At 65.4% G+C, this 21,930-nt stretch carries 19 protein-coding genes; 13 read left to right on the top strand and 6 right to left on the bottom strand.

Annotated features, from left to right (window positions below):
- The first annotated feature begins 341 nt into the window (after nt 1–341).
- From ACYJSS_RS17425 to ACYJSS_RS17415, 3 genes are read left to right on the top strand one after another with little or no spacing between them, the layout of a single operon-like run.
- The gene (locus tag ACYJSS_RS17425) at nt 342–1,004 is read left to right on the top strand and encodes a paraquat-inducible protein A (protein ID WP_111264241.1); all 663 of its coding nucleotides are present in this window, start codon (nt 342–344) and stop codon (nt 1,002–1,004) included.
- Nucleotides 991–1,614, top strand: coding sequence for a paraquat-inducible protein A (locus tag ACYJSS_RS17420; protein ID WP_111264240.1), 624 nt, complete (start codon nt 991–993; stop codon nt 1,612–1,614). Before ACYJSS_RS17425 ends, ACYJSS_RS17420 begins: the two co-directional genes overlap by 14 nt.
- Nucleotides 1,607–3,898 (top strand): PqiB family protein, encoded by a 2,292-nt coding sequence (locus ACYJSS_RS17415; protein WP_111264239.1) that lies wholly within the window; start codon nt 1,607–1,609, stop codon nt 3,896–3,898. The genes ACYJSS_RS17420 and ACYJSS_RS17415 overlap by 8 nt, the downstream gene beginning before the upstream one ends.
- A 60-nt stretch (nt 3,899–3,958) precedes the next feature.
- Here ACYJSS_RS17415 and mksF read toward each other — a convergent pair whose 3' ends face one another.
- The 5 genes from mksF to ACYJSS_RS17390 all read right to left on the bottom strand — a co-directional run bounded on the left by mksF (nt 3,959) and on the right by ACYJSS_RS17390 (nt 10,419).
- The gene (gene mksF / locus ACYJSS_RS17410) at nt 3,959–6,793 is read right to left on the bottom strand and encodes an Mks condensin complex protein MksF (RefSeq protein WP_111264238.1); all 2,835 of its coding nucleotides are present in this window, start codon (nt 6,791–6,793) and stop codon (nt 3,959–3,961) included.
- Nucleotides 6,790–7,494 carry an Mks condensin complex protein MksE gene (gene mksE / locus ACYJSS_RS17405; RefSeq protein ID WP_111264237.1) on the bottom strand — a complete coding sequence of 235 codons (705 nt, stop codon included), beginning with the start codon at nt 7,492–7,494 and terminating at the stop codon, nt 6,790–6,792. Before mksE ends, mksF begins: the two co-directional genes overlap by 4 nt.
- Nucleotides 7,484–8,731: an Mks condensin complex protein MksB gene (gene mksB / locus ACYJSS_RS17400; protein WP_173172471.1), complete on the bottom strand. Its 1,248-nt coding sequence runs from the start codon at nt 8,729–8,731 to the stop codon at nt 7,484–7,486. Before mksB ends, mksE begins: the two co-directional genes overlap by 11 nt.
- 184 nt (nt 8,732–8,915) lie before the next feature.
- Entirely contained in the window at nt 8,916–9,524 is a 609-nt protein-coding gene (locus ACYJSS_RS17395; protein WP_021220394.1) for a hypothetical protein, read from the bottom strand.
- A gap of 223 nt (nt 9,525–9,747) precedes the next feature.
- Nucleotides 9,748–10,419: a hypothetical protein gene (locus ACYJSS_RS17390; protein WP_111264235.1), complete on the bottom strand. Its 672-nt coding sequence runs from the start codon at nt 10,417–10,419 to the stop codon at nt 9,748–9,750.
- A gap of 307 nt (nt 10,420–10,726) precedes the next feature.
- Between ACYJSS_RS17390 and ACYJSS_RS17385 the strand changes: the two genes are divergently transcribed.
- The 7 genes from ACYJSS_RS17385 to rimI all read left to right on the top strand — a co-directional run bounded on the left by ACYJSS_RS17385 (nt 10,727) and on the right by rimI (nt 18,686).
- The gene (locus ACYJSS_RS17385; RefSeq protein WP_236205837.1) at nt 10,727–11,767 is read left to right on the top strand and encodes a DUF6160 family protein; all 1,041 of its coding nucleotides are present in this window, start codon (nt 10,727–10,729) and stop codon (nt 11,765–11,767) included.
- A 2-nt stretch (nt 11,768–11,769) separates the two neighbouring features.
- Nucleotides 11,770–12,798, top strand: coding sequence for a hypothetical protein (locus ACYJSS_RS17380; RefSeq protein WP_111264242.1), 1,029 nt, complete (start codon nt 11,770–11,772; stop codon nt 12,796–12,798).
- Nucleotides 12,788–13,378 carry a DUF6160 family protein gene (locus ACYJSS_RS17375; protein WP_111264234.1) on the top strand — a complete coding sequence of 197 codons (591 nt, stop codon included), beginning with the start codon at nt 12,788–12,790 and terminating at the stop codon, nt 13,376–13,378. The genes ACYJSS_RS17380 and ACYJSS_RS17375 overlap by 11 nt, the downstream gene beginning before the upstream one ends.
- A 14-nt stretch (nt 13,379–13,392) precedes the next feature.
- Complete coding sequence (locus ACYJSS_RS17370) at nt 13,393–15,714, top strand: DUF6160 family protein (RefSeq protein WP_111264233.1); 2,322 nt, start codon at nt 13,393–13,395, stop codon at nt 15,712–15,714.
- A 157-nt stretch (nt 15,715–15,871) separates the two neighbouring features.
- Nucleotides 15,872–17,422 carry a 2-isopropylmalate synthase gene (locus ACYJSS_RS17365; protein WP_111264232.1) on the top strand — a complete coding sequence of 517 codons (1,551 nt, stop codon included), beginning with the start codon at nt 15,872–15,874 and terminating at the stop codon, nt 17,420–17,422.
- Nucleotides 17,419–18,237 (top strand): energy transducer TonB, encoded by an 819-nt coding sequence (locus ACYJSS_RS17360; RefSeq protein WP_111264231.1) that lies wholly within the window; start codon nt 17,419–17,421, stop codon nt 18,235–18,237. The genes ACYJSS_RS17365 and ACYJSS_RS17360 overlap by 4 nt, the downstream gene beginning before the upstream one ends.
- Nucleotides 18,234–18,686 (top strand): ribosomal protein S18-alanine N-acetyltransferase, encoded by a 453-nt coding sequence (gene rimI / locus ACYJSS_RS17355; RefSeq protein WP_111264230.1) that lies wholly within the window; start codon nt 18,234–18,236, stop codon nt 18,684–18,686. The genes ACYJSS_RS17360 and rimI overlap by 4 nt, the downstream gene beginning before the upstream one ends.
- Before the next feature lie 3 nt (nt 18,687–18,689).
- On the opposite strand, the gene ACYJSS_RS17350 is transcribed toward rimI, so the two are convergent.
- Nucleotides 18,690–19,037 (bottom strand): hypothetical protein, encoded by a 348-nt coding sequence (locus ACYJSS_RS17350; protein WP_236205836.1) that lies wholly within the window; start codon nt 19,035–19,037, stop codon nt 18,690–18,692.
- Nucleotides 19,038–19,319: 282 nt separating this feature from the next.
- Here ACYJSS_RS17350 and can point away from each other — a divergent pair, with 282 nt between their 5' ends.
- The 3 genes from can to ACYJSS_RS17335 all read left to right on the top strand — a co-directional run bounded on the left by can (nt 19,320) and on the right by ACYJSS_RS17335 (nt 21,821).
- Nucleotides 19,320–19,964 (top strand): carbonate dehydratase, encoded by a 645-nt coding sequence (gene can, locus ACYJSS_RS17345; RefSeq protein ID WP_111264228.1) that lies wholly within the window; start codon nt 19,320–19,322, stop codon nt 19,962–19,964.
- Nucleotides 19,965–19,968: 4 nt separating this feature from the next.
- Nucleotides 19,969–20,877 carry a DMT family transporter gene (locus ACYJSS_RS17340; protein WP_111264227.1) on the top strand — a complete coding sequence of 303 codons (909 nt, stop codon included), beginning with the start codon at nt 19,969–19,971 and terminating at the stop codon, nt 20,875–20,877.
- Nucleotides 20,878–20,987: 110 nt separating this feature from the next.
- Nucleotides 20,988–21,821 carry an AraC family transcriptional regulator gene (locus tag ACYJSS_RS17335; protein ID WP_111264226.1) on the top strand — a complete coding sequence of 278 codons (834 nt, stop codon included), beginning with the start codon at nt 20,988–20,990 and terminating at the stop codon, nt 21,819–21,821.
- Nucleotides 21,822–21,930: the final 109 nt, after the last annotated feature.

The raw sequence follows: 21,930 nt of genomic DNA, 5'->3' as shown, positions 1-21,930 counted from the left end.
CGTCAGGCGCGCGGTGTGAGGTGTCTGGGGCGCTGGCTTGGAACAGCGCTTGATCCAGCCAGGTGCAGCGGCACGGCTCGCCGGAGCGGCTGTAGGGTCGACTTCAGTCGCCAAGCAGCCTTAAGGGCTGCCATGCTCATGAGCCTTTGCAGCCCATACCGTTATATCCGCTGACCCGGCGAGTCCCTGGCTGATGTCCGGGCTACAGCAGGGTGACATGCCAGTGGATCACCACTTCCAGCCCGTTTCGAACCTGTTAATGGCAAATCGGGTCACAGTCAGACAGACCCTTTGCGGCTGCGCTCGTCTAGAATAGGCGCGAATTCACATGAGCCCCCTGTATGCCTGACTCGGCCGATCCCCGCCCGTTGTCCGAACGTCCCCTTGAGGAGTTGGTTGCCTGCCCAGAGTGCGACCTGCTGATGCATCGCCAGCCCGTCGAAGAGGAACACAAGGCCTGCTGCCCCCGTTGTGGTTACGAGATCATCGTTCACCGCGCTCACATGGAGCGCCGTGCCCTTGCCCTCGTTCTGACGGCACTTATGCTCTACGTTCCGGCGAACTTCCTGCCGATCATGAAGCTCAACCTGCTCGGCCAGACGACCCAGGACACCATCTGGAGCGGCGTGCTCGGCCTCTATCACAGTGGCATGGATGGCGTAGCTGTCCTGGTCTTCCTCTGCAGCATGGTCATCCCGCTGCTCAAGCTGCTCTGCCAACTGGTCGTGCTGCTGTGCATCCGCTGGCAGGTCATGCAGGGGCTCGGCTTGCACCTCTATCGGCTGTACCACCACATGCGCGAGTGGGGGATGCTCGAGGTCTACCTCATGGGCATCCTCGTCAGCATCGTCAAACTGATCGACATGGCCGACCTGCACCTGGGCATCGGCCTCGCCTGCTTCATCGGCCTGTTGCTGTCCCAGGTCTGGCTGGAAGTAACCATGTCACCGCATCAGGTCTGGGATTCCCTCGACGACGGAGGCCATGCCAGTGAGAGCGCTTGATGCCGGCATCCTCGTCTGCAGCGATTGCCACCAGCTGAACCGCCCCGCTCAGGATGACGATGCCCCCTGCTGCACCCGCTGCGGCTCGCGCCTTCACGAGCGCCGGCCGAACAGCCTGATCCGCACCTGGGCACTGCTGCTCACCGCCACCATCCTCTACGTCCCGGCCAACGTGCTGCCGATCATGACGGTGAATTTCTTCGGCAACGGCTCGCCCTCCACCATCATGGAAGGGGTGATCGAGCTGATCCACGCCGACATGCTGCCCATCGCCCTCGTGGTCTTCACCGCCAGCATCCTCGTGCCCACCTTCAAGCTCGTCGGCATCGCGTTGCTGCTCTATTCCGTACAGCGGCACCAGCCGATGTCGGCCCGCCAGCGCATCCTCATGTACCGCTTCATCGAATGGATCGGCCGCTGGTCCATGCTCGATATCTTCGTCATCGCCATCCTCGTGGCGCTGGTGAACTTCGGCAACCTCGCCAGCATCGAGGCCAATCCCGGAGCGGCCGCCTTCGCCAGTGTCGTGGTCCTGACCATGACCGCCGCAGTAACCTTCGATCCCCGACTGATCTGGGACAACACCGATATGGACGACGAGAATGGCTGACCTGCCAAAGCCCAAGACGAAGAAAACCACCAACTGGTCCGCCATCTGGGTCCTGCCCCTGATCGCCCTGGGCATCGGCCTGTGGCTGGGCTGGAAGTCGATGAACGACGCCGGTATCGACATCAAGATCTACTTCGAGAACGGCGAAGGCATCCAGGTCGGCAAGACCCAGCTCATGTACAAGGGCATCCAGGTCGGCAAGGTCACCGACCTGCACGTCAGCGATGACATCAATGGCGTCGTCGCCACGGTCGAAGTGCTCAAGGAGGCCGAGCCCTACCTGAGCAAGGAAACCCGCTTCTGGCTCGTGCGTCCGCGTGTATCCCTCGCCGGCGTCACCGGCCTGGAGACCCTGGTCTCCGGCATCTACATCGCCATCGACCCGGTGAAGGGCGAGCCCGAGCGCAAGTACCACGCGTTGTCCGAGCCGCCGCCGCTCTCCGACAACCTGCCCGGCCTGCACCTCACCCTCAAGGCCGAGCGCCTCGGCTCCCTGGAGCAGGGCAGCCCCGTCTACTACCGGCAGATCCAGGTCGGCCAGGTGAAGAGCTACCAACTGGCCGAAGACCAGCGCACCGTCGAGATCAAGGTGCACATCGAGCAGCCCTACGCCCAGCTCGTGCGCAAGCACACGCGCTTCTGGAACGCCAGCGGCCTCAACGTCACAGCCGGCCTGTCCGGGGTGAAGATCCGCACCGAATCGCTGCTCAGCATGGCCGCCGGCGGCATCGCCTTCGCCACGCCCGAGAACCGCCAGGACAGCCCGCCCACCGACTCCACCATCCCCTTCCGCCTCTACGACGGCTTCGAGGCGGCCGAGGCGGGCCTCAAGGTCATGCTGCGCATGGAAGACGTCAGCGGCCTCAACCCGGGCAACACCCCGGTGATGTACAACGGCGTCCAGGTCGGCACCCTCAAGAAGCTCGACATGGACAAGAACTTCGCCGGCGCCACCGCCGAGCTGACCATGGAACCGCGCACCGAGGAATTTCTCGTCGAAGGCACCGAGTTCTGGACGGTCAAGCCCTCCATCTCCCTCGCCGGCATCAGCGGTATCGAGGCCCTGGTCAAGGGCAACTACATCGCCGTGCGCTTCGCCAAGAGCGGCACCCCCACCCGCGAGTTCACCGCCCGGCCCAAGGCACCGCCGCTGAACACCGACGCCCCCGGCCTGCACCTGGTGCTCACCAGCGACAAGCTCGGCTCCCTCGATGTCGGCAGCCCCATCCTCTACAAACAGATGCGCGTCGGCAGCGTGCAGAGCTACCAGCTCTCCCGTGACCAACAGCGCGTCGTCGTCGGCGTCCACATCGAGCCGGAGTTCGCCAAGCTGGTCAACGAATCCACCCGCTTCTGGAACGTCAGCGGCGTCAGCATCAAGGGCGGCCTCTCCGGCGTCGAGGTGAAGAGCGAGTCGCTGCAGACCCTCCTGGCCGGCGGCATCGCCTTCAGCACGCCCGACTCCAAGGCCACGCCGGTGACCAAGCCGCGCCGCTTCACCCTCTACGACAGCGAGAACCTCGCCCTCGGCAAAGGCACGGTGGTCGAAATCCGCATGCCCCAGGCCGATGGCCTGCGCGAAGGCACGCCGGTGCGCTTCAAGGGGCTGGATGTCGGCAGCGTCGAACGCATCGCCCTCGCCGATGACCTGGCCGGCGTCGTGGTCAGCGCGCGCATCACCGAAGCCACCGACCGCATTGCCCGCGCCGGCAGCCAATTCTGGGTGGTCAAGCCCGAGCTCGGCCTGGTTCGCACCGCCAACCTCGATACCCTGGTCAGCGGCCAATACCTGGAAGTGCAGCCCGCCTCTGCCAAGGGCCCGATGCAGACCACGTTCACCGTACTCAGCGAACCGCCGTCGGCCATCGCCCGCGAGGAAGGCCTGCGGATCGTCCTCAGCACCGCTCGCCGTGGCTCCATCAAGCCCGGCGTGGTGGTCAGCTACCGCGAAGTGCCGGTAGGCAAGGTGGTGCGTTTCGAACTGGGCAAGACCGCCGACCGCGTCCTCATCCACGTCCTCATCGAGCCGCGCTACGCCTCCCTGGTGCGCAGCGGCACGCGCTTCTGGAACGCCAGCGGCGTGGGCATCGACGCCGGCCTGTTCAAGGGCGTGAAGGTACGTACCGAATCACTGGAAGCGCTGATCGAGGGCGGTATCGCCTTCGCCACGCCGGACAACGACCAGATGGGCGCACCGGCCATCCCCGGGCAGACCTTCGCCCTGCATGACGAACTCAACGAGGAATGGCTGAAGTGGGCGCCGAAGATCGCCATCGAAAAGTGATCCACCCAGCATGAAAAAGGGCCGCATCTGCGGCCCTTTTTCGTTACTGCGGCTTCAACTTTACGCCGGCTCGGCTTCCTCGCTGGCAGCCGGGGTTGGCTGGCTGGCCTGCTCGCGACGCTTGATGAACTTCCAGTCCGCCTCGTCGATGTAGATGCCGTTGGGGCCGCTGCCGCCTTCCAGGTCGATGGCCACGTCGGCCGAAACCTGCGGCTTCACCGACGCCAGGATGGGCGTGAAGCCCAGCTGGGCGCTGGTCTCGATCAGCGCCTGCTGGTTGCGCTCGTCGATGTCCGCTGCCTCGTCCAGGTAGTAGGGCAGGCGAATGCGCCCGGCCTGCTCGCGGTCCATCAGGTGCAGCAGCAGGTACATGTTGGTCAGCGCCTTGATGGTCATGGTGGTGCCGTTGGACGCGGCACCATCGATGTCCGTGTGGATGATCGGCTGGCCATGCACCTTGGTGATCTCGAAGGCCAGCTCGAACAGGTCCTTCAGGCCCAGCTGGTTGCCGTTGGCGGCGACCAGGCGCGCCAGGTACTCCTTGGCTTCCTCGTTCTTCGCGTCCTGCTCGGAGGATTGCGACAGGTCGAACACCGACAGGGTCTCGCCTTCCTCGTACTGGCCGGCGCTGTGGATGATCTGGTCGATATGGCGCAGCGCATCCTTGTTCGGCGCCAGCACGATGCGGAAGCTCTGCAGGTTCGACACCTGGCGCTTGTTGATCTCGCGGTTGAACAGCGCCAGCTGGTGTTCCAGGTTGTCGTAGTCGCTGCGGATGTTGCGCAGGGTACGGGCGATGTCGGTGACCGCCGCGCGGCGTGCCTTGGCCAGGGTCAGGGCCTCGTCCTGGCGGTGCGCGTAGGCGTTGATCAGCAACTGCAGGCGACGCTCGGTGTCGTCCTCGCTGTCGAACTTGGCCACGCCCTTCAGGCGCACCTGGGCGTACAGCGCCTCGATCTGCCCATCGATGCGCTGCAGCGCCTGCCAGGTGTCCTGGTAATCGTTGAGCAGCGGCAGCAGGTTGTCGATGCTGTCGTCCACCGGATCGGTGAAGGGCGTGCCGAAGGGCAGGTCGGCCGGCAGCAGCTGGCGGCGACGCAGTGCGTCTTCCAGGGTGCGCTCCTTGGCTTCCAGGTCGGCGAGCTGGCGGCCCACCAGTTGCAGCTTGGCGGAGAGCTGCTGGACGCGTTCGGTGAACGCGTCGCTGGAGCGTTTCAGCTCGTCCTGCGCCGCTTCGCGCTGGGCCAGCAACTCCAGCTTGCCAGCTTCCTCGGCGGACAGCGTCTGGGTCTTGCGGAAGTCCTCCAGGGCCTTCTGCGCATCCAGCACGGCCTGGTACAGCTGCTCGGCCTGGGCCTTGCTCGCGGCACGGTCGGCGGCGACCGATTGCTGGGTCTTGAGCTGCTTGAGCTCGCGCTCCAGGCGATCCTTCTGGTCGCGCAGGGCGGCGCGGTCGGCCAGGGCCTGCAAGGCCGGCGGCTCGATGTGGGACAGGTCGATATCCAGGCCGGGCACCTGGAAGTGCTCCCCCTTGAAGCGATCGAGGATGGCTTCCAGGGATTTCACCCAGGCGTCCTCATCATCCAGCTGGATGCCTTTCTCACCCAGCGGCAGGCTGAACAGCTGGCCGTTGAACAGACGCATCAGGCGGTCGACATCGGCCTGGGAGAACTCCTCGCGCAGGCGCGAATAGCTGTTGTTGTCGGCGTGATCGAGCTGCTGCTTCACCGACTTCAGGCGTTTCTCCAGGTCACGCAGGCGCTCGTCCAGGTCTTCCGAGGAGAACTGGCGGGATTGCGCCAATGCGCCAGCGAGCTCGTCATGGGCGTCCTTGGCGGCCAGCAGTTGCTGCTCCAGCATCTTGACGTCGTCCACCAGGGCGAAGCGGTTCTTCAGCACCGCCAGCTCGCCGAGCCAGCGCTGGATCTCGCTGATTTCCCGCTCCAGACGCATCAGCTCCTGGGTGCCGCCGCGCTGCTCGTGCTGCAGGCCGTCCTGCTCGTTGCGGTAGTGCTCGGCCTGGATCACCAGTTCCTCGCGGCGCGCACCGGAGTAGTCGTGCCAGGTGCCCAGCAGGTTATCCAGCAGGGGCGAGAGGCGATGCAGCTTGCCGCGCAGGATCTCGCGCTGGGCCACGCCATTGGACAGCGCCTCCACCAGCGGGCCGGCGGCCACCAGCGCCTGGTAGTCCTGCTCCATGCGGCGCACGTCGCGGAAGGCTTCCTCGGTGGCGGCGATGTAGTCGACGCTGCCCGAACGCAGGCTGTGCTCGAAGGCATCGAGGAACAGCTGCTTGAGCTTCGCCGCGGTGATCTCGCGCATGTGCAGCAGGTTGATGAACAGCGAACGGAAGGTCTTCAGGCTCTGCTCGCTGGTGGAGCGCAGCGGGATCAGTGTCAGGTCCAGCGGGATGGACGTGTGACCGCCCACCAGCAGCCGGCGCAGTTCGTCCGGCTTCAGCTCGTAGGCCTTGATGCCTTCGCGCTCGAGGTTGTTGAACAGCTCGCGCTGCCGCAGGCAGGTGCCGTTCTTCTGGTAGTGATCCAGGTCCAGGCTGCCCTGGTAGGCGAAGAACTGGTGGCCGAAGCCGCCGCCCGGGCCGCGGCCGGCAACACCGATCACGTGCGGGCCGTGGGGCAGGGAGACTTCGACCAGGATGTAGCTGGTGTCGGTGGCGAAGTAGAACTTGCGCGACTGCTCCAGGCTGTACTTGCCGAAGCTCATGTCCGACATGCGCGCCAGGATGGGGAACTGCAGCGCGTTGATCGACGCGGATTTCCCCAGGTTGTTGGCGCCGTAGACCGACAGCGGGGTTTCCAGCGGGAACAGGCCCAGGCTGTAGCCGGCGGTGTTCAGCAGGGCGAAGCGGCGGATGCCGTAGCGTTCCTGGCTCATGCGTCCATCTCCTGCGCGGCGCGCTCTTCGGCCATGGCACGGGCCAGGGCGTCTTCTTCGGATTCAGCGGCGGCCGGCTCCTCGACCTCCAGCGAGACGATCGGCTCCTCGCCGTCGTCGTCCATCAGCACCGGCGCCGGCAGGGCCAGGTCGCTGCTGTGCAGGTTGGCGGCCAGGTCGCGGTCGTGCTGCACGGCCAGGCACACGTCGAGGAAGCGGTGCATGGGCGGCAGGAAGCGGTACACGCCGTTGCTGTCCTCGGCGAAACCGAGCTGGGTCAGGCGGCGGATGACCTTCTCCTCCAGCTCTTCATGGGTGGTCACCTCGGCCTGCAGGAACAGGTCGCGGTACTTCTCCAGCAGCGCGGGCAGCTCGTCGCGGCCGATAGAGCCGCCATCGAGCACGGAAAGCGGGTCGCGGCCCTGGTCGGCCAGGTGCTCCACGAGGATGAAGGTGAACAGCGCCAGGCGCTGGGCGGTCTTGTTCACCTGGGCGCCCATCTGCTCGGGCACGAAGTAGTAGAAGCCGCGCGGGTCGCACACCAGCTCGAAGCCCAGCGCCTTGAACAGGGCGCGGTACTGGTCCTGCATGGTGGACAGCTGGGCATAGCATTCCGGCTCGCTGCGCGAGAGGTGATAGCCCTTGAACAGCTCGCGGAAGATGGCCGAGAGCTGGGTCATTTCGGTGAGATTAAGATGCATGTTTTTCGCTCTTGATGAGGGCGAAGGAGCTCAGGCTGACCTGATGCTCCGCGGTGAGATAGTCGCGGCGTTCCAGGCGGTCGCGCTGGAAGCGGCTTTCGCGGGAGAGGCGGGAGAACCAGTACAGCAGCTCGTCGGTGGCGCCTTCGGGCTCCTGCTCCAGCAGCCAGGCCATGAGGTCGGGCAGCGGCAGGGCCTGCTCGCAACGGTCGATCATTTCCCGGGCGGTACGCGGTGCACGCGGCGCTTCGCCACGACGGCCACCGGAGGCCTTGGGGAAGTGCGCGGGCTTGGGCTCGAAACGCGCCAGGGCGTAGACGTAGGCTTCCACCTGCGAGGCGCTGCCGAGGAAGGTGCTCTGCGGACGGGTGAACAGCGGCAGGGCGGACTGCGGAACGGCGTCCAGGCCCTTCTTGCGGATCACCGAGAGCGCCAGGGCGGCGCCACGGGTCACGGCGTTGTGCCGGCGCGCTTCTTCGCGCAGTGGCAGCAGCAACTCGCGGGCCTTGCGCAGGGTCAGCTGGGCGGTGGTTTGCATCTCCAGGATGCGCGCGTGGGTACGCAGCAGCAGGTCGTCGTCGACCAACTGGCCCAGGCGCTGCTGTTCGCCGAGCAGCTTGAGCAGCACCTGCTCGACGCGGCGCACGCCCTGTTCGAAGGCGCCATCGGCGGAAACCAGCTGGATCATCGGCTCGACGTACTCGTCCCAGGTCGCCAGGACCTCGGCATAACGCTGGCGCAGCGGGATCTGCCGGTCGCTGGTCTTGGCCCGTTCGGCCACGGCCACCAGGGCCTGCTCGTCGTTGTCGAGCTTCTTCAAGACATCGCGCACGCGCATGTCGAGCAGGCGCAGCTGGCGCGCCAGGTCGTTGCCGTCGCGGATCTCGAAGGCTTCCTGGATATAGCCGGCCAGGCGCTCCAGGTGGCGCAGGTAGGCCTCGATCTCCAGGCACAGGCCGAGGCGGTGCTCACGGCGCAAGTAGGCGAGGAAATCGTGGATCTGGGCGTTCAGCTCGAAGCGGTTGGGGCTCTTCGCCACCGGCACCAGGATGTCCAGGCGGATCCATTGGTCGAGCAACGCGGTGATGTCCGTGGGCGTGCCCTCCGGCAACTGGGCCCCGAGCTGCAGGCGCAATTCGGCCAGGCTCAGCGTGCCGGCGTCGAAGCGCTCGCACAGCGGCTCCAGCAGCGCCCAGTGCTCGGCGAGGGCGCGCAAAACGCGTTTGGGTTCGATCATCGTGGGAGACGGTCCCTGCCTGAGGAAAAAGACGCGATTGTACTGCATGACCGCCGGCTCGACTCAGCCCGAGCTGATCAAAGGACGGCTGGTTCGCATGGCGGCGTGCCGGGTGAAACGGTTGCCCGGCCAGGTGATGCCCGCGAATACGGGAATCCGTTGGGAGCCCGGGGTTGGGGAGGGATCAGCTCTGGCGGAACAGCCCGATCAGGTGATCGGCGATGGCGGCCTTGATGGCATTGACGTTGAGCTGCGAGGTATGGCCCAGGCGCTCGGTGTTGATGCGGTGCAGGTGCAGCGAAGGCATGCGTGCCTCGTATTCGCGCAGGTCGCCCTTCACCAGCACCGGCAGGAAGTGGTCATTCTTCGCCTGGTAGCGCTGGATCAGCAGCTTCAGGCCTTCCTGGAACGGCAGCTCGCGAGAGGCGGCCAGGCGGTGCTCACCGGGGATCTTCAGGTACAGGCCGGAATAACCCATGGTCTCGCCGGGCAGGATGTGGATGCCGGTGGGCTCCACCGCCTCGGGCGGGATTTCATTGAAGGTGTCGTGCCAGGCCTGCTCGTCGGGAAGGATGGTGATGCTGCCATGCTCCTCCTCCGGCACCACGAAGCTGTAGTTGCTGTAGAGCTTCTCGACATAGCCGGAATAGACGCACAGGCGGTTTTCGAAGCGCAGCAGGAAATCGATCGCCTGCTGGCGGTCGGTAATGGCATCCAGGTCCCAGGCGAGGTCGCTCTGGTTCTGCAATTCGTCCCAGTGTGAATCGGAATCGGCTTTGGAGTTGGCGTTCATGGACTCGGTCAATACGGCATCTGATCTGTAACAAGGCAGAAAACATGCCAGGCAATTCAAGGGCTTGGAATGGGGCTGGAGCGTGCTCCAGCTCACATTCGACATTCTAGAGCGGTCGCAATCTGACGAGGATGGTCACTTGTCGGACGGATGCAGGAAATTCTGGAGGCAGGTGCGCATGAGGTGGACTCATGCGCACTTGTGAGGGGGGAGCCTTGACCGCTTAGGGGATTAAGGTCACTGCCACGGTGGAACCATTGGAATAGGTGTTGTTGAAGGATTCGAAGGTGGTGCAGAAAGCGTGCTCATCGACAAAGTACTGGGGGTAATTGGGTGCATTGCTATTCAAAGCAACTGCTTGGTAGTTGTAATGGGTTGTACCGTTTTTCACTGATGAGCCGACTTTGGTAAGAGGAAGGTAAGTGCCAGCGATGTTCACGCCTTGAACGTCCTCGCTGGATGTCATGAATAAATTACAAATCAGGTCTGCTTCGGGTACCGGAGGCGTGTTGAACAGCTTGACGACGCGTGCAAAGGCCAGCGTGCTGACTCCGCTCAGATTTGAGCTAACTGAGCCTATCGCGGGGTCTGGCATGTAGCCTGCCACCACCATGTTGAAGGTGGTGGTATCTGTAGGCTCTTCGTTGTAGGGCGTGTGATTGTTGGTGTCATAGGTGATGGCTTTCCCGACCAGCAGCGTGCCGCTAAGCGATGTTGTAAGGGTATTTTCCCGATGACCAAATAGCCTGGCCTTGGCTTTCGTCTGGAGGGTTGGAGTCAATTCGCCTTTCATGTAGCTGAGCTGCTGCTCAAGCGCAGTTTGGCTATCGGCAGCAGCCATGAAGGGGAGGCCGAAAGCAACCAGGGCCATGGGGAGAATCCGGAATTTCAACATTGCAACGACTCCTTGTTTTATGGAGCCGGCAGTGGACCAGTTGCCCCGCTTCACGCCCAGCTATCCAAAGGCTGGCGGGCAGGAGCCAGCGTCTGCTCGGCGTGTCGACCATCCTGAAGCTAGGGGTGGCATACGAGGTGTGGATTTGGGTAACAACCGCAGCGGCGAGCCGGGGGCGAACTTCAAAAATCCCACCTTTTTCCCGCCTATGGGTCGGGCCCTTATGGCGAACGCTTCCCTATAGTGGCATCACGTAATCGAGCCGCCAGTGCTCGGCCATAACTATAAGAAGTAGAGGGAACTCGCCATGCGCCTGACCCGCAGTCCCGCCAAACGCCTTTTCCTCGTGCTTGCTGCCAGCCTGCTGGCCACCTCGGCCCAGGCCCGCATGGAGGCGCTCGATGATGCGGAGCTTTCCAACGTCACCGGCCAGGCCTTCATCAACCTGACCACCGACGCCAATGCCGGGATCAACTACACCCGCATCAACCTGGGTGTCGATCTTGATACGCAGCTGAATATGAAGAAGCTGCAGCTGGGGCAGTACAACGACAGCGTCACCCGGCCCGGTGAGGTCGCCGGCTCGTCGGACATCCTGATCAACAACTTCGCCCTTGGCACCGTCAATGCCGACAACTCGATCAACCCGTTTCGCATCTCCAATCCCTTCCTCGAACTGGCCTACTCCGGCAACAAGGTGGTGGGTGTGCGCATCGGTTTCGGCGAGGCCAAGGGCGTGTTATCCGGGGATATCCAGAGTCTGACCGGGAACATTCCCGTGCATATCAAGGGGACAGGGCAGGCAATCTACGATAAGTCGAACTTCATACAGCAAAGTGCGCTGTTTCTTGCGGGGGTCTATACGTCCAGCGTCGTAGAGGCGGATGCCAACCTGGTGACTTCGGGGGGGAGCCTCGATCCGGTACGAGGAACGATGGCGGGGATCAAGAACGGTGACGGTCTCAACTGTACATCTGGCTGCGCGGGGGGCTGGACTGACGTGTTGCTTGGGGCTTTTGCTTCGAATAACTGCAGCATTCTCGGTATCCAGACTTGCTTCAATCTGTCTCAGTTCCAGTCGCTGCCGGTGGGTAATACAAGCAACATGACCAATATGGAGGGAGCGGCCAAGGGCTTCTTCATCTCCCTGCAGACCCAGGACGTAGCCTGGCGTGACATGGACAGCAACGCCTTCATGACCGCCCTCAAGGGCGCCTTCATGAACATGCCCAAGTACCGGGACGCCAACGGTAACCTGGTCTCCCCGATCAATATCGACTTCAACCAGGCCTTCAACGGTATTCCCCGGCAGGACACCTGCCTGGGTTCCGCCACCAAGGGGTGCTGATCATGGTCCGCACCTCGATTGCGATCCTGCTGGCCCTGGCGGCTGCGGTCGCCCAGGCCGAGCTCAGGGCGCTGGATGACGAGGAGCTGTCCAGCGTCGACGGCGCCGGCATCGGCTTCGTGCTGGACAAGGTGCTGCTGGATGCCAGCAACGCCACCATCACCCTCAACGACATCAATAACGGCAGCGGGCAGAACGTGCCCATCGCGGTGAAGGAGTTCTACCTCGGCGCCATCGGCAGCAACAACGGCGCCAACCTCAATGCCGTGACCATCGGCCGGCTGGACCACCCCTTCGCCCTCAACCTGGCCCGCGGCGAGACCATGCGCACCCTCAACGATGCCGGCCAGTGGGTGCAAACGACCCCCAACGGCGTCTCGGTGCTGGAGTTCATGTTCCCCGAGCGCCTCACCACGGGGGGCTCGGCCTGCATCAGCGGTTACTCCACCGGCGGCAACACCTGCTCCAGCCGCGCCACGGAGAAGGTCGACCTGGGCATCCGCTTCGACTTCCAGGTCGCCGCCGGGCGCACCGACGTACTCAACCTGGATATCGCCGAGCTGGCCATGGACGGGTCCTACCTGCGTCTCTGGGGCGACAAGGCCAAGAGCCAGATGGTCGGCGAGATGCGCATCAACCTGTTCGCCAAGGGCATCCAGCTGATGTCCTGCGCGGCCGGCAGCACCAACTGCACCACCGCCGAGCAGCAACGGGACCGCACCCTCTTCATGAGCGGCGCCTACGCCACCGTCGCCCTGGGTTACGGCAAGAGCCAGCCGTTGCTGTTCGACGTCAGCAGCAACGGCCAGTTCGTGCTGGAGCTGCAGAACCCCACGGCCTCGGGCACCACCGCCGCCCAGAAGCAGGCGCTGGCGGACGATTTCTACGCCAACGCACCGCGCACCAGCATCATCATCAACAACCTCAAGGCGGGCACCGGCAACTTCAGCACCGGCGGCTACAACTTCGGCTACAACGAGATCGGCGGCCTCAGCATCAACTACCTGAAGGTGACCAGCCATGACCTCTAGACTCCTTTCGCTGGCCCTGCTGCTCGCCGCCGGTTGCGCGCAGGCCGAACTCAAGCCCATGGCCGACGCCGACCTCAGCGCCACCAGCGGGCAGGGCGGGGTCTACCTCTCCGGCGAATTCAGCATCAACAAGGGCGGCGGCGTGCTCTGGAATACGCCGGCTACCAACAACGCCGCGCAATGGACCATCGGCGAGCGCAGCTGCGCCACGGCGGGCTCCAGCACCCCGGAAAGCTGCGGCATGCGCATCGCCATCCGCACCGAGGCAGCGGGCGGCTGGTACGTGCTCGACAACCTCAAGGGCGTGTTCAGCTTCGAAGGCCTGACCCTGCGCACCCGGCTGATCAACGACAGTGCCGCCGGCTTCAACCAGGACGTGATCGAGCTGGGCCTGCCCAACAACGTGCGCTTCAAGGACGGCAGCTTCGCCTTCGCCGTGGCCAACCAGGGCGGCTGGCGCAACAAGGTGGGCACCACCGCCAATGGCGGCGACTCCACCTTCCAGCAGACCAACATCTTCTCGGCGAAGATCGACGGCGACATCCGCATGCAGGGCAGCGTGCTGGTCTTCCCCAAATAACAAGGAGCAGGGCGATGCGTGCAGTTGCGTTGTTCGCGGTACTCCTCAGCCCCCTGGCCCAGGCCATGCAGGCGCTGGATGACACGGCGCTGTCCGACGTCACCGGGCAGGACGGCATCAGCCTGGAAACCACCAGCGCCGGCTGGTCGGCCAGCAACATCAGCTACAGCGAGGACGGCCAGAGCCTCAACCTGCGTGGCGTCAGCAACCAGCCGCGCAGTGGCTCCAGCATCACTTCCACTACCAAGGTGGACGTGGTCAACCAGCGCCTACAGATCGAGCACGCCAGCAGCGCCCAGGCGCTCAGCGTCACCAACATCGAAATGGGCGGCAGCACCAAGAGCTTCGGTTCCCTGCGCGCCTTCTACACCCTGGGTGCGACGCTGAAGATCAAGGGCGGCGGCGCCAGCGGCGTGACCGGCATCTCGGTGGACGACAGCCGCCTCTCGCTCTCCGATGTCACCTTCTATTACCGCGACAACGGCTTCGACCTGATCGTCAAAGGCATGAGCCTCGACGCCTACCTGAACAACGCCTACATCGACATCGTCAGCGGCGGAGATGGCCAGGCAGTACGCCTCGACCTGGGCAACTCGCGCTTCGTCGCCGCCATCAATGGCATCGGCCTCGACCTGGCCCATGGCGACCCCACTGCATTGCCGGTGACACCCGATGCACCGGACCTGCGCGACCCCAATGCCAGCAAGAGCTTCGGCAAGCTCAACATGGACCTGCGCCTGGGCGGCAGCGTCAGCATCTCCAGCGGTGGCGCCAGTGGCTCGGGCCTGCGCATCCGCCCGGACGTGAACATCGTCAACAGCCTGTTCCAGTACCAGGACGAAGGCATCCTGCGTGCCGAGAACTTCTCCGGCACCCTGCGCAGCCTCGCCGGCCTGACCCTCGACCTGGTGCAGGATGGCAATGGCAGCTTCGTCCAGGTCGCCTTCGCCGACCTCAAGCTCAACGCCACCCTGGGCGGGCTGATCATCGGCAACCCCACCAACCAGAAACTCGGCAGCCTGGGCATCGACCTCAACTTCGTCGACGACGGCGCGAAGAAGAACATCTTCAAGCTGCGCCCTGGCGGCGATCCCAACTCGGGCCTCAAGGGCATCACCGCCGATGTCAGCTGGAACATGGCTAACAGCTCGGTCTCGCTCACCGATAACGGCAACAGCATGTGGTTCAGCGGGCTGCGTACCAACGGCACCGGGCAGGTCACCCTGGACATCACCAAGAGCTGCGCGGCTGGCGCCTCCACCTCGTGCTACGCCGGCACCCAGAGCGACATGAGCAAGGGCAGCTACAACGGCCACTTCGACGGCCTGCGCCTGGGCCTGAACAACGTCAAGGGCAGCTACAGCTTCGATGGCCTGCGTGTGGGCAGCGCCACCGCGCCGCTGCAGGGCGGCACCGAACTGCTGGTGCTGATGGAAATCTTCCCCGCCTACGACTTCACCCTCAATGGCCAGCTCACCCTGCAACCGGGTGGCAGCAGCGGCTCGGGCATCAGCTACAACGCCGATTTCTTCATCACCGACGCCCGCGCCGCCATCACCGTGGACGAGACCGGCAAGGGCTTGTGGCTCTCCGGCACCCGCTACGACATGCACTTCCGCGACGGCTCGGTGGATGTCAGCAACAACGGCGTCGAGCTGCGCAAGGGCACCTACTGGTCCAACCTCGATGTCGCCGACCTGCGCTGGGGCGACCGCGCCACCGGCACCAGCCTCGGCCGCCTGGTGCTCAAGCGCTACGAACAGGGCTCCACCCTGGCGCTCAGCTCCGGCGGTGCCGGCGCACTCTGCGTCGGCGGCAGCGGCTCCACCGCCGGTGCCTGCTCCGCCAGCGGTGGCCGTTGGGAAGACCGTGGTAACGAGGGCGTCTCGGTCAAGCTGAAGAACGTCTATGTGCGTGACGCCACCATCGACAGTTCGGTCAATGGGGTCGCCACCGACGAGAAGCGCAACCAGGTGATCCTCGAGACCGATCGCGTCAACGGCGTGAACGGCACCGGCAGCCAACTGGTTGTGGATAACTTCTACACCTCCGACGGCAACCCCAAGGACCCCAACGCCAATACCTACGGCCTCAACGCCGACCTCAACCTCGACGTCGCGCCGACCAAGGTCTGCACCAAGAACGGCAGCACCTGCACCGCCGTCACCCCCGACCCGCTGGGCTTCGCGGTCAACGGGCGCATCCATTTCAAGGAAGTGGACATCGACCGCATCCAGCACGTGCACCCCACCGGCGGCGCCGTCACCTCCATGTACGGGGTGAAGCTGCAGAACGCCGATATCCGCGCCAACCTCACCGCCACGCCGATCAACTGAGCCGCCCACCCGGCGGCGCCTTCCGTGCGCCGCCCGTGCCTTCCCGCCTCGCGCGTTTCGCGCCACAATTCGTCATCCGTCGTCGCGGCCACAAGCCGCGGCGTCTTTAGCCAGCGCCCCGGCCGCATCCCCGGTGGGGACATGAGGAGTGACCACAATGAACAATAACGATCGCGTCATCATTTTCGACACCACCCTGCGCGACGGCGAGCAGAGCCCCGGCGCCTCCATGACCCGGGAAGAGAAACTGCGCATCGCCAAGGCCCTGGAGCGGCTGCGCGTCGACGTGATCGAGGCGGGCTTCGCCATCGCCAGCCCGGGGGACTTCGAAGCGGTCAAGGCCATCGCCGACAGCATCAAGGACAGCACCGTGTGCAGCCTGGCCCGTGCGGTCGAGGCCGACATCGAGCGCGCCGCCGAAGCCCTCAAGGGCGCCAACTCCGGGCGTATCCACACCTTCATCGCCACCAGCCCCATCCACATGCAGTACAAGCTGCGCATGCAGCCGGACCAGGTGGTGGAGCAGGCCGTGCGCGCCGTGCGCCACGCGCGCAACCTGTGCGCGGACGTCGAGTTCTCCTGCGAGGACGCCGGGCGTTCGGAAATCGATTTCCTCTGCCGCATCATCGAGGCCGCCATCGACGCCGGCGCCCGCACCATCAACATCCCCGACACCGTCGGCTACGCCATCCCGCACCAGTACGCCGAGACCATCCGCCAACTGCTGCAGCGCATCCCCAATGCCGACAAGGCGGTGTTCTCCGTGCACTGCCACAACGACCTGGGGCTGGCCGTGGCCAACTCCCTGGCGGCGGTGGCGGTGGGCGCGCGCCAGGTGGAATGCACCATCAACGGCCTGGGCGAGCGCGCCGGCAACGCCGCGCTGGAAGAGATCGTCATGGCGATCAAGACCCGGGCCGACATCCTCGGCGTGCACACCACCATCGACACGCCGCACATCCTCGCCACCTCGCGCATGGTTTCCGGCATCACCGGCTTCCCGGTGCAGCCGAACAAGGCCATCGTCGGCGCCAACGCCTTCGCCCACGAGTCGGGCATCCACCAGGACGGCGTGCTCAAGCACCGCGAGACCTACGAGATCATGTCCGCGCAGTCGGTGGGCTGGCACACCAACAAGCTGTCCCTCGGCAAGCTCTCCGGGCGCAATGCCTTCCGCACCCGCCTGGAGGAGCTGGGCATCCAGCTGCCCGGCGAGGCCGAGCTGAACGCCGCCTTCGCCCGCTTCAAGGTGCTGGCCGACAAGAAGCACGAGATCTTCGACGAAGACCTCCAGGCCATCGTCTCCGACAGCCTGGGCGAAGAGGCTCCCGAGCACTTCCGCCTGGTCCACCTCGACGTCACCTCGCGCACCGGCGAGGTGCCCCATGCCAGGCTGGTGCTGAACATCGATGGCGCCGAGCGCGAGGCCAGCGCCCAGGGTTCCGGCCCGGTGGATGCCACCTTCAAGGCCATCGAAAGCCTCGCCGCCTCGGCCGCCAACCTGCAGCTGTATTCGGTCAACGCCATCACCCAGGGCACCGATTCCCAGGGCGAGGTGACGGTGCGCCTGGAAAAAGCCGGACGAATCGTCAACGGCAACGGTGCCGATACCGATATAGTTGTCGCCTCCGCCAAGGCCTATCTCAACGCGCTGAACCTCATGCAGGCCGGCGTACGCAAAGCCCATCCACAGGTAGCTGACGTTTGATCCAAGAGCTCCGTCGCCGCGCTTATCTCGATGCCATGCAGGTAGCCACCTGGCTGCCGCGCACGGTATTGCCCTTCGCCGCGCCTTCGCGCCCCGAGCTGCTGGTGCAGCCCGAGGCCGCGCCGAAACCCGAACCGACGCGGGTGCCCACTCCCGCCGCTGCCGCGACCCAGGCCACTCCGGCCGCAGCCGAGGCACCGGTGCAGGCACCCACGCGGCCGAAGATCGAGGTACCGCGCCCCGGCACCACGCCGCGCGTAGCGGTGAACCCCGAGCCGACGGCGGAGCCCGCCAATGATGCAGCTCCGGAGCCGGTGAAAGCCGCTCCGGTGGCGCCGCCGCGTTTCTCCCTGCAACTGCTGCGAGCCGGCAGCTGCCTGCTGCTGGTCGAGTTGCCCACTGGCGAAGGCTTCCAGAGTCGCGACCCGGCCTACCTGCTGCTCAAGGACCTGTTGCGCGCCGCCGGCCTGCCGGATGCGCCGCAGCTCATCGGCGAGCCGGTGCGCTGGCCGTTGCTGGTGCGCGGCAACATGGACCAGGGGCCCGACGCCGCCCGTGATTTCCTCCAGGGCTTCGTCGCCGCGCGTATGGAAGAGGGCGCCGGTTGCTCCTGCCTGTGGCTGGTGGGGTTGCCGGCGATCCGTTTCGCCGGGGAAGCCGACGCCGATGCCTACGGGCGCGAACTCCAGGTCGAAGGCCTGGGCGCCGCCTGGGCGGTGCCCGGGCTGGAGCTGCTGATGGATGAACCGCAACGCAAGGCCGAGCTGTGGCAGGCCATGCGCCGGGTGACGCGACGCTGGAAGTCCGCTGAATGACCGATGCCGTTTCCTTCCGCCGGATGACCGAGGCGGACCTCGATGCCGTGCTCAAGATCGAATACGCCGCCTTCAGCCATCCCTGGACGCGCGGCATCTTCGCCGATGGCCTGAAATCCTACGATTGCTGGATCATGTTCGAAGGCACCCAGCAGGTCGGCCACGGGGTGATCAACGTGATCATCGACGAAGCGCACCTGCTCAACATCACCGTCAAGCCCGAGAACCAGGGCCGTGGCCTCGGCCTGCGCCTGCTGGAGCACCTCATGCAGCGCGCGCGGGAGCTCAAGGCCGGCGAGTGCTTCCTCGAAGTGCGCGCCAGCAACGAGTCGGCCTACCGGCTTTACGAGCGCTACGGTTTCAACGAGATCGGCCGACGCCGGGGCTACTACCCGGCGGTCGCCGGGCGTGAAGATGCCCTGGTGATGGCCTGCACCCTGCTGGACTAGCGGCTAGCGGGCACGCCGGGCATAGCGCGGCTGCTCTTGCTCGCGTGGCGCTTCTTCATCCTCGTCGGTGACGCTGAGGTCGAAATCCCGCGACAGCGTCCCGCGGGGGCCGGGCTTGCCCAGCGGCTCGTCGGTCTCGTCTTCCAGCAAGTCCTCCGGCGAGAGGTCGAAATCCTTCGGTGGGTGCGGCGTGCCGCCCCGTGTCAGGCCGGCTTCGCGCAGCTGGCGGGGCGGGAACTCCTCCACCAGAGCATCGCCGGAAGGCGCCTCCGTCAGTGATTTCTCCGGGGCCTTGGGGTCGTGCTCCTCGTCCGTCGCGGGGTTGTTGCGGGTCGGGTCTGGCTGGCTCATGGCGGGGCCTCCACGCTGTGGCTATGAAAAGTGGACGGCCAGCACACGGAAAGATTCCCCCGAATTGCCCCGATCCGTCGCCCGGTCCGGCATTCACGGCCAGGTTCCGATTTCTGGCACCTGATGCGCTCGCCGGGGAGAAGGGCCACCCTGCAGCCTGTGGGCCAGGCGGTGCTGGGCCCTGGCGCTGGGCTGATCCCCTGTGACGGTGCGCGGCGTGCGCTTGTCAAAGCCCTGCACCCTCCGTAAGGTGCGCCGGCCACGAGAATGAGGAATAGACCGATGAGCGACCTGCAGCAGCTGTTCGACAACAACGCCCGCTGGGCCGAGAACATCAAGGAGCGCGACCCTCAGTTCTTCGAGAAGCTGGCCAAGCAGCAGGTGCCCGAGTACCTGTGGATCGGCTGCTCCGACGCCCGCGTGCCGGCCAACGAGATCGTCGGCATGTTGCCGGGCGACCTCTTCGTCCATCGCAACGTCGCCAACGTGGTGCTGCACACCGACCTCAACTGCCTGTCGGTGGTCCAGTACGCGGTGGATGTCCTCAAGGTGAAGCACATCCTCGTCACCGGCCACTACGGCTGCGGTGGCGTGCGCGCGGCCATGCAGGACGTGCAGTTCGGCCTGATCGACGGCTGGCTGCGCACCATCCGCGACCTCTACTACGACCAGCGCGAGCACCTGGCGCAGTTCACCAGCGAGGAAGAGCGCGTGGACCGCATGTGCGAGCTCAACGTCATGCAGCAGGTGGCCAACGTCAGCCACACCACCATCGTCCAGAACGCCTGGCACCGTGGGCAGGAGCTGTCCGTGCACGGCTGCATCTACGGCATCAAGGACGGCCGCTGGAAGAACCTCAACGTCACCGTCAGCGGCATCGAGCAACTGCCGCCGCAATACCGCCTGCGCCCCCTCGGCGAGTCCTGAGGCCATGAGCGACACACGGGCCCCGGCACTGGCCTGGGCCGGGCTGCTGCTGGCCAGCGCCTGCTGGGCCGGCAACGCCCTGGTGGCGCGGGCCTTCCATGACGACATTCCGCCCATCGCCCTGACCTTCTGGCGCTGGAGCCTGGCCCTGGCCATCCTCCTGCCCTTCGTCGCCCGCCCGCTTTGGCAGCACCGCGCCGCCGTGCGTCGCGCCGGCTGGCGCCTGGTGCTGGTGGCGGCGCTGGGCATCAGCACCTACAGCGTGCTGCTCTACTGCGCCGCGCGCACCACGGTGGCGATCAACCTCACCTTGCTCAACACCTGCCTGCCGCTGGCCACCTTCATCGGCGCCGGCCTGTTGCTGGGCGAGTGGCCCACGCGCCGCGCCTGGCTGGGCATGGCAGTGGCCATCCTCGGGCTGCTGGTGCTGATCGGCCGTGGCAGCCTGGCCCCGCTGGCCAGCCTGAGCTTCAACCCGGGCGACCTGATCATGCTGCTGGCGGTGCTCGACTGGGCGCTCTACACCTTGCTGCAACGGCGCTGGGCGGCCTGGTTCCAGGGCATTCCGCCGCTGGCCTTCCTCGGTGCGCTGATGCTTTGCGGCGTGCCGCTGCTGCTGCCGTTCTACCTGCTGGAGCTGGCCAGTGGCGCCCATTTCGAGCCGAGCCTGCGCAACCTGGCCGCCATCGGCTACACAGGTACCTTCGCCTCGTTGATCGCCTACCTGCTGTGGAACCACGGCATCGCCGTGCTCGGCGTGGCCAAGGCCTCGCTGACCAACTACCTGATGCCCGTGTTCACCGCGATCCTCGGCTTCCTCATCCTCGGCGAAGCCCTGCAGGGCTATCACTGGGTGGGCGGCGGCATGATCTTCGCCGGCCTCCTGCTGGGCACGCGCCCACGCGCCAAATAGGCACCCCGGCGGGGCCAGGCTGAGCGTGCACAGGTGGCTTCAGCCCTGGCCCATAAAAAGCGCAAAATCTGCAAAATCGCCGTCGCTACAGTGCGTTCCGAGGAGACCGCATGAAGCCCGAGACCCTGAACCACTATGGCCAGCGCCTGGAACCCGTCCTGCACTGGCTGGCCCGCAACCCGGACGCCGACCCGGACCTGTACCGTCTGGCGGACCTGGCGTGCCTTTCGCCGTACCACTTCCACCGGGTGTACCGCGCCTTGATGGGGGAGACGGTGAACGCCACGGTGCAGCGCATCCGCATGCACCGTGCGGCGGTGGCACTGGGCAACCCCGAGGCTTCCCTGCGTGATGTGGCGCTGCGTGCCGGCTATGAGTCGGACGCGGCGTTCAACCGGGCATTCGGCACCGCCTTCGGCATCCCGCCGGGGCGCTATCGCGCAGCCCGCTCCCGCCCCTTCGACCCCAAGGAGCTCGGCATGTACCCCATCAAGATCGAAACCCTACCCGGCGTGACGCTGGCAGCCCTGGCCCATCGCGGCAGCTACCAGGAAATCGGCCCGCAGTTCGCCCGCGTCTTCATGCTCGCCGCCACCCGCGGTATCGCCCGGCCCGAGTCGGTCGGCTACGGCATTTACTTGGACGACCCCGCCCAGGTGCCCGAACACGAGCTGCGCTCGATGGCCGGCGTCCCGGTGGCCCCCGATGCCGAGCTGGGCGACGAGTTGCTGCGCTTCGAAATCCCCGCCGGTCGCTGCGCCGTGCTGACCTACACCGGCCCATACAACGAGATGGACAAGCCCTACAGCTGGATGTTTTCGCAATGGCTGCCAACCAGCGGCCATGAGCCGGCGAACTTCCCCATGTTCGAGATGTACATGAACGACCCCCGCACCACCCCGCCCGCGCAGCTGCAGACCTGCATCTGCATGCTGCTCAAATAGGCCGACGGGATCCGGCGGGGCAGGGAAGCGCCTTCGCCGGACCCTGTGTCACGGACCCGTAGGATGGGTAGAGCTCTGCGAAACCCATCGAGCCCAGCACCAGACAGCC

The sequence above is a fragment of the Pseudomonas sp. No.21 genome, from assembly GCF_054558415.1.
This window is presented reverse-complemented; position numbering and strand designations above follow the sequence as displayed.

Excerpts from the sequence above, each read along its gene's own strand:
- ACYJSS_RS17425 (WP_111264241.1), top strand. The coding sequence starts at position 342 with ATGCCTGACTCGGCCGATCCCCGCCCGTTGTCCGAACGTCCCCTTGAG.
- ACYJSS_RS17415 (WP_111264239.1), top strand. The coding sequence starts at position 1,607 with ATGGCTGACCTGCCAAAGCCCAAGACGAAGAAAACCACCAACTGGTCC.
- mksF (WP_111264238.1), bottom strand. The coding sequence starts at position 6,793 with ATGAGCCAGGAACGCTACGGCATCCGCCGCTTCGCCCTGCTGAACACC.
- mksE (WP_111264237.1), bottom strand. The coding sequence starts at position 7,494 with ATGCATCTTAATCTCACCGAAATGACCCAGCTCTCGGCCATCTTCCGC.
- mksB (WP_173172471.1), bottom strand. The coding sequence starts at position 8,731 with ATGATCGAACCCAAACGCGTTTTGCGCGCCCTCGCCGAGCACTGGGCG.
- ACYJSS_RS17395 (WP_021220394.1), bottom strand. The coding sequence starts at position 9,524 with ATGAACGCCAACTCCAAAGCCGATTCCGATTCACACTGGGACGAATTG.
- ACYJSS_RS17390 (WP_111264235.1), bottom strand. The coding sequence starts at position 10,419 with ATGTTGAAATTCCGGATTCTCCCCATGGCCCTGGTTGCTTTCGGCCTC.
- ACYJSS_RS17385 (WP_236205837.1), top strand. The coding sequence starts at position 10,727 with ATGCGCCTGACCCGCAGTCCCGCCAAACGCCTTTTCCTCGTGCTTGCT.
- ACYJSS_RS17380 (WP_111264242.1), top strand. The coding sequence starts at position 11,770 with ATGGTCCGCACCTCGATTGCGATCCTGCTGGCCCTGGCGGCTGCGGTC.
- ACYJSS_RS17375 (WP_111264234.1), top strand. The coding sequence starts at position 12,788 with ATGACCTCTAGACTCCTTTCGCTGGCCCTGCTGCTCGCCGCCGGTTGC.
- ACYJSS_RS17370 (WP_111264233.1), top strand. The coding sequence starts at position 13,393 with ATGCGTGCAGTTGCGTTGTTCGCGGTACTCCTCAGCCCCCTGGCCCAG.
- ACYJSS_RS17365 (WP_111264232.1), top strand. The coding sequence starts at position 15,872 with ATGAACAATAACGATCGCGTCATCATTTTCGACACCACCCTGCGCGAC.
- rimI (WP_111264230.1), top strand. The coding sequence starts at position 18,234 with ATGACCGATGCCGTTTCCTTCCGCCGGATGACCGAGGCGGACCTCGAT.
- ACYJSS_RS17350 (WP_236205836.1), bottom strand. The coding sequence starts at position 19,037 with ATGAGCCAGCCAGACCCGACCCGCAACAACCCCGCGACGGACGAGGAG.
- can (WP_111264228.1), top strand. The coding sequence starts at position 19,320 with ATGAGCGACCTGCAGCAGCTGTTCGACAACAACGCCCGCTGGGCCGAG.
- ACYJSS_RS17340 (WP_111264227.1), top strand. The coding sequence starts at position 19,969 with ATGAGCGACACACGGGCCCCGGCACTGGCCTGGGCCGGGCTGCTGCTG.
- ACYJSS_RS17335 (WP_111264226.1), top strand. The coding sequence starts at position 20,988 with ATGAAGCCCGAGACCCTGAACCACTATGGCCAGCGCCTGGAACCCGTC.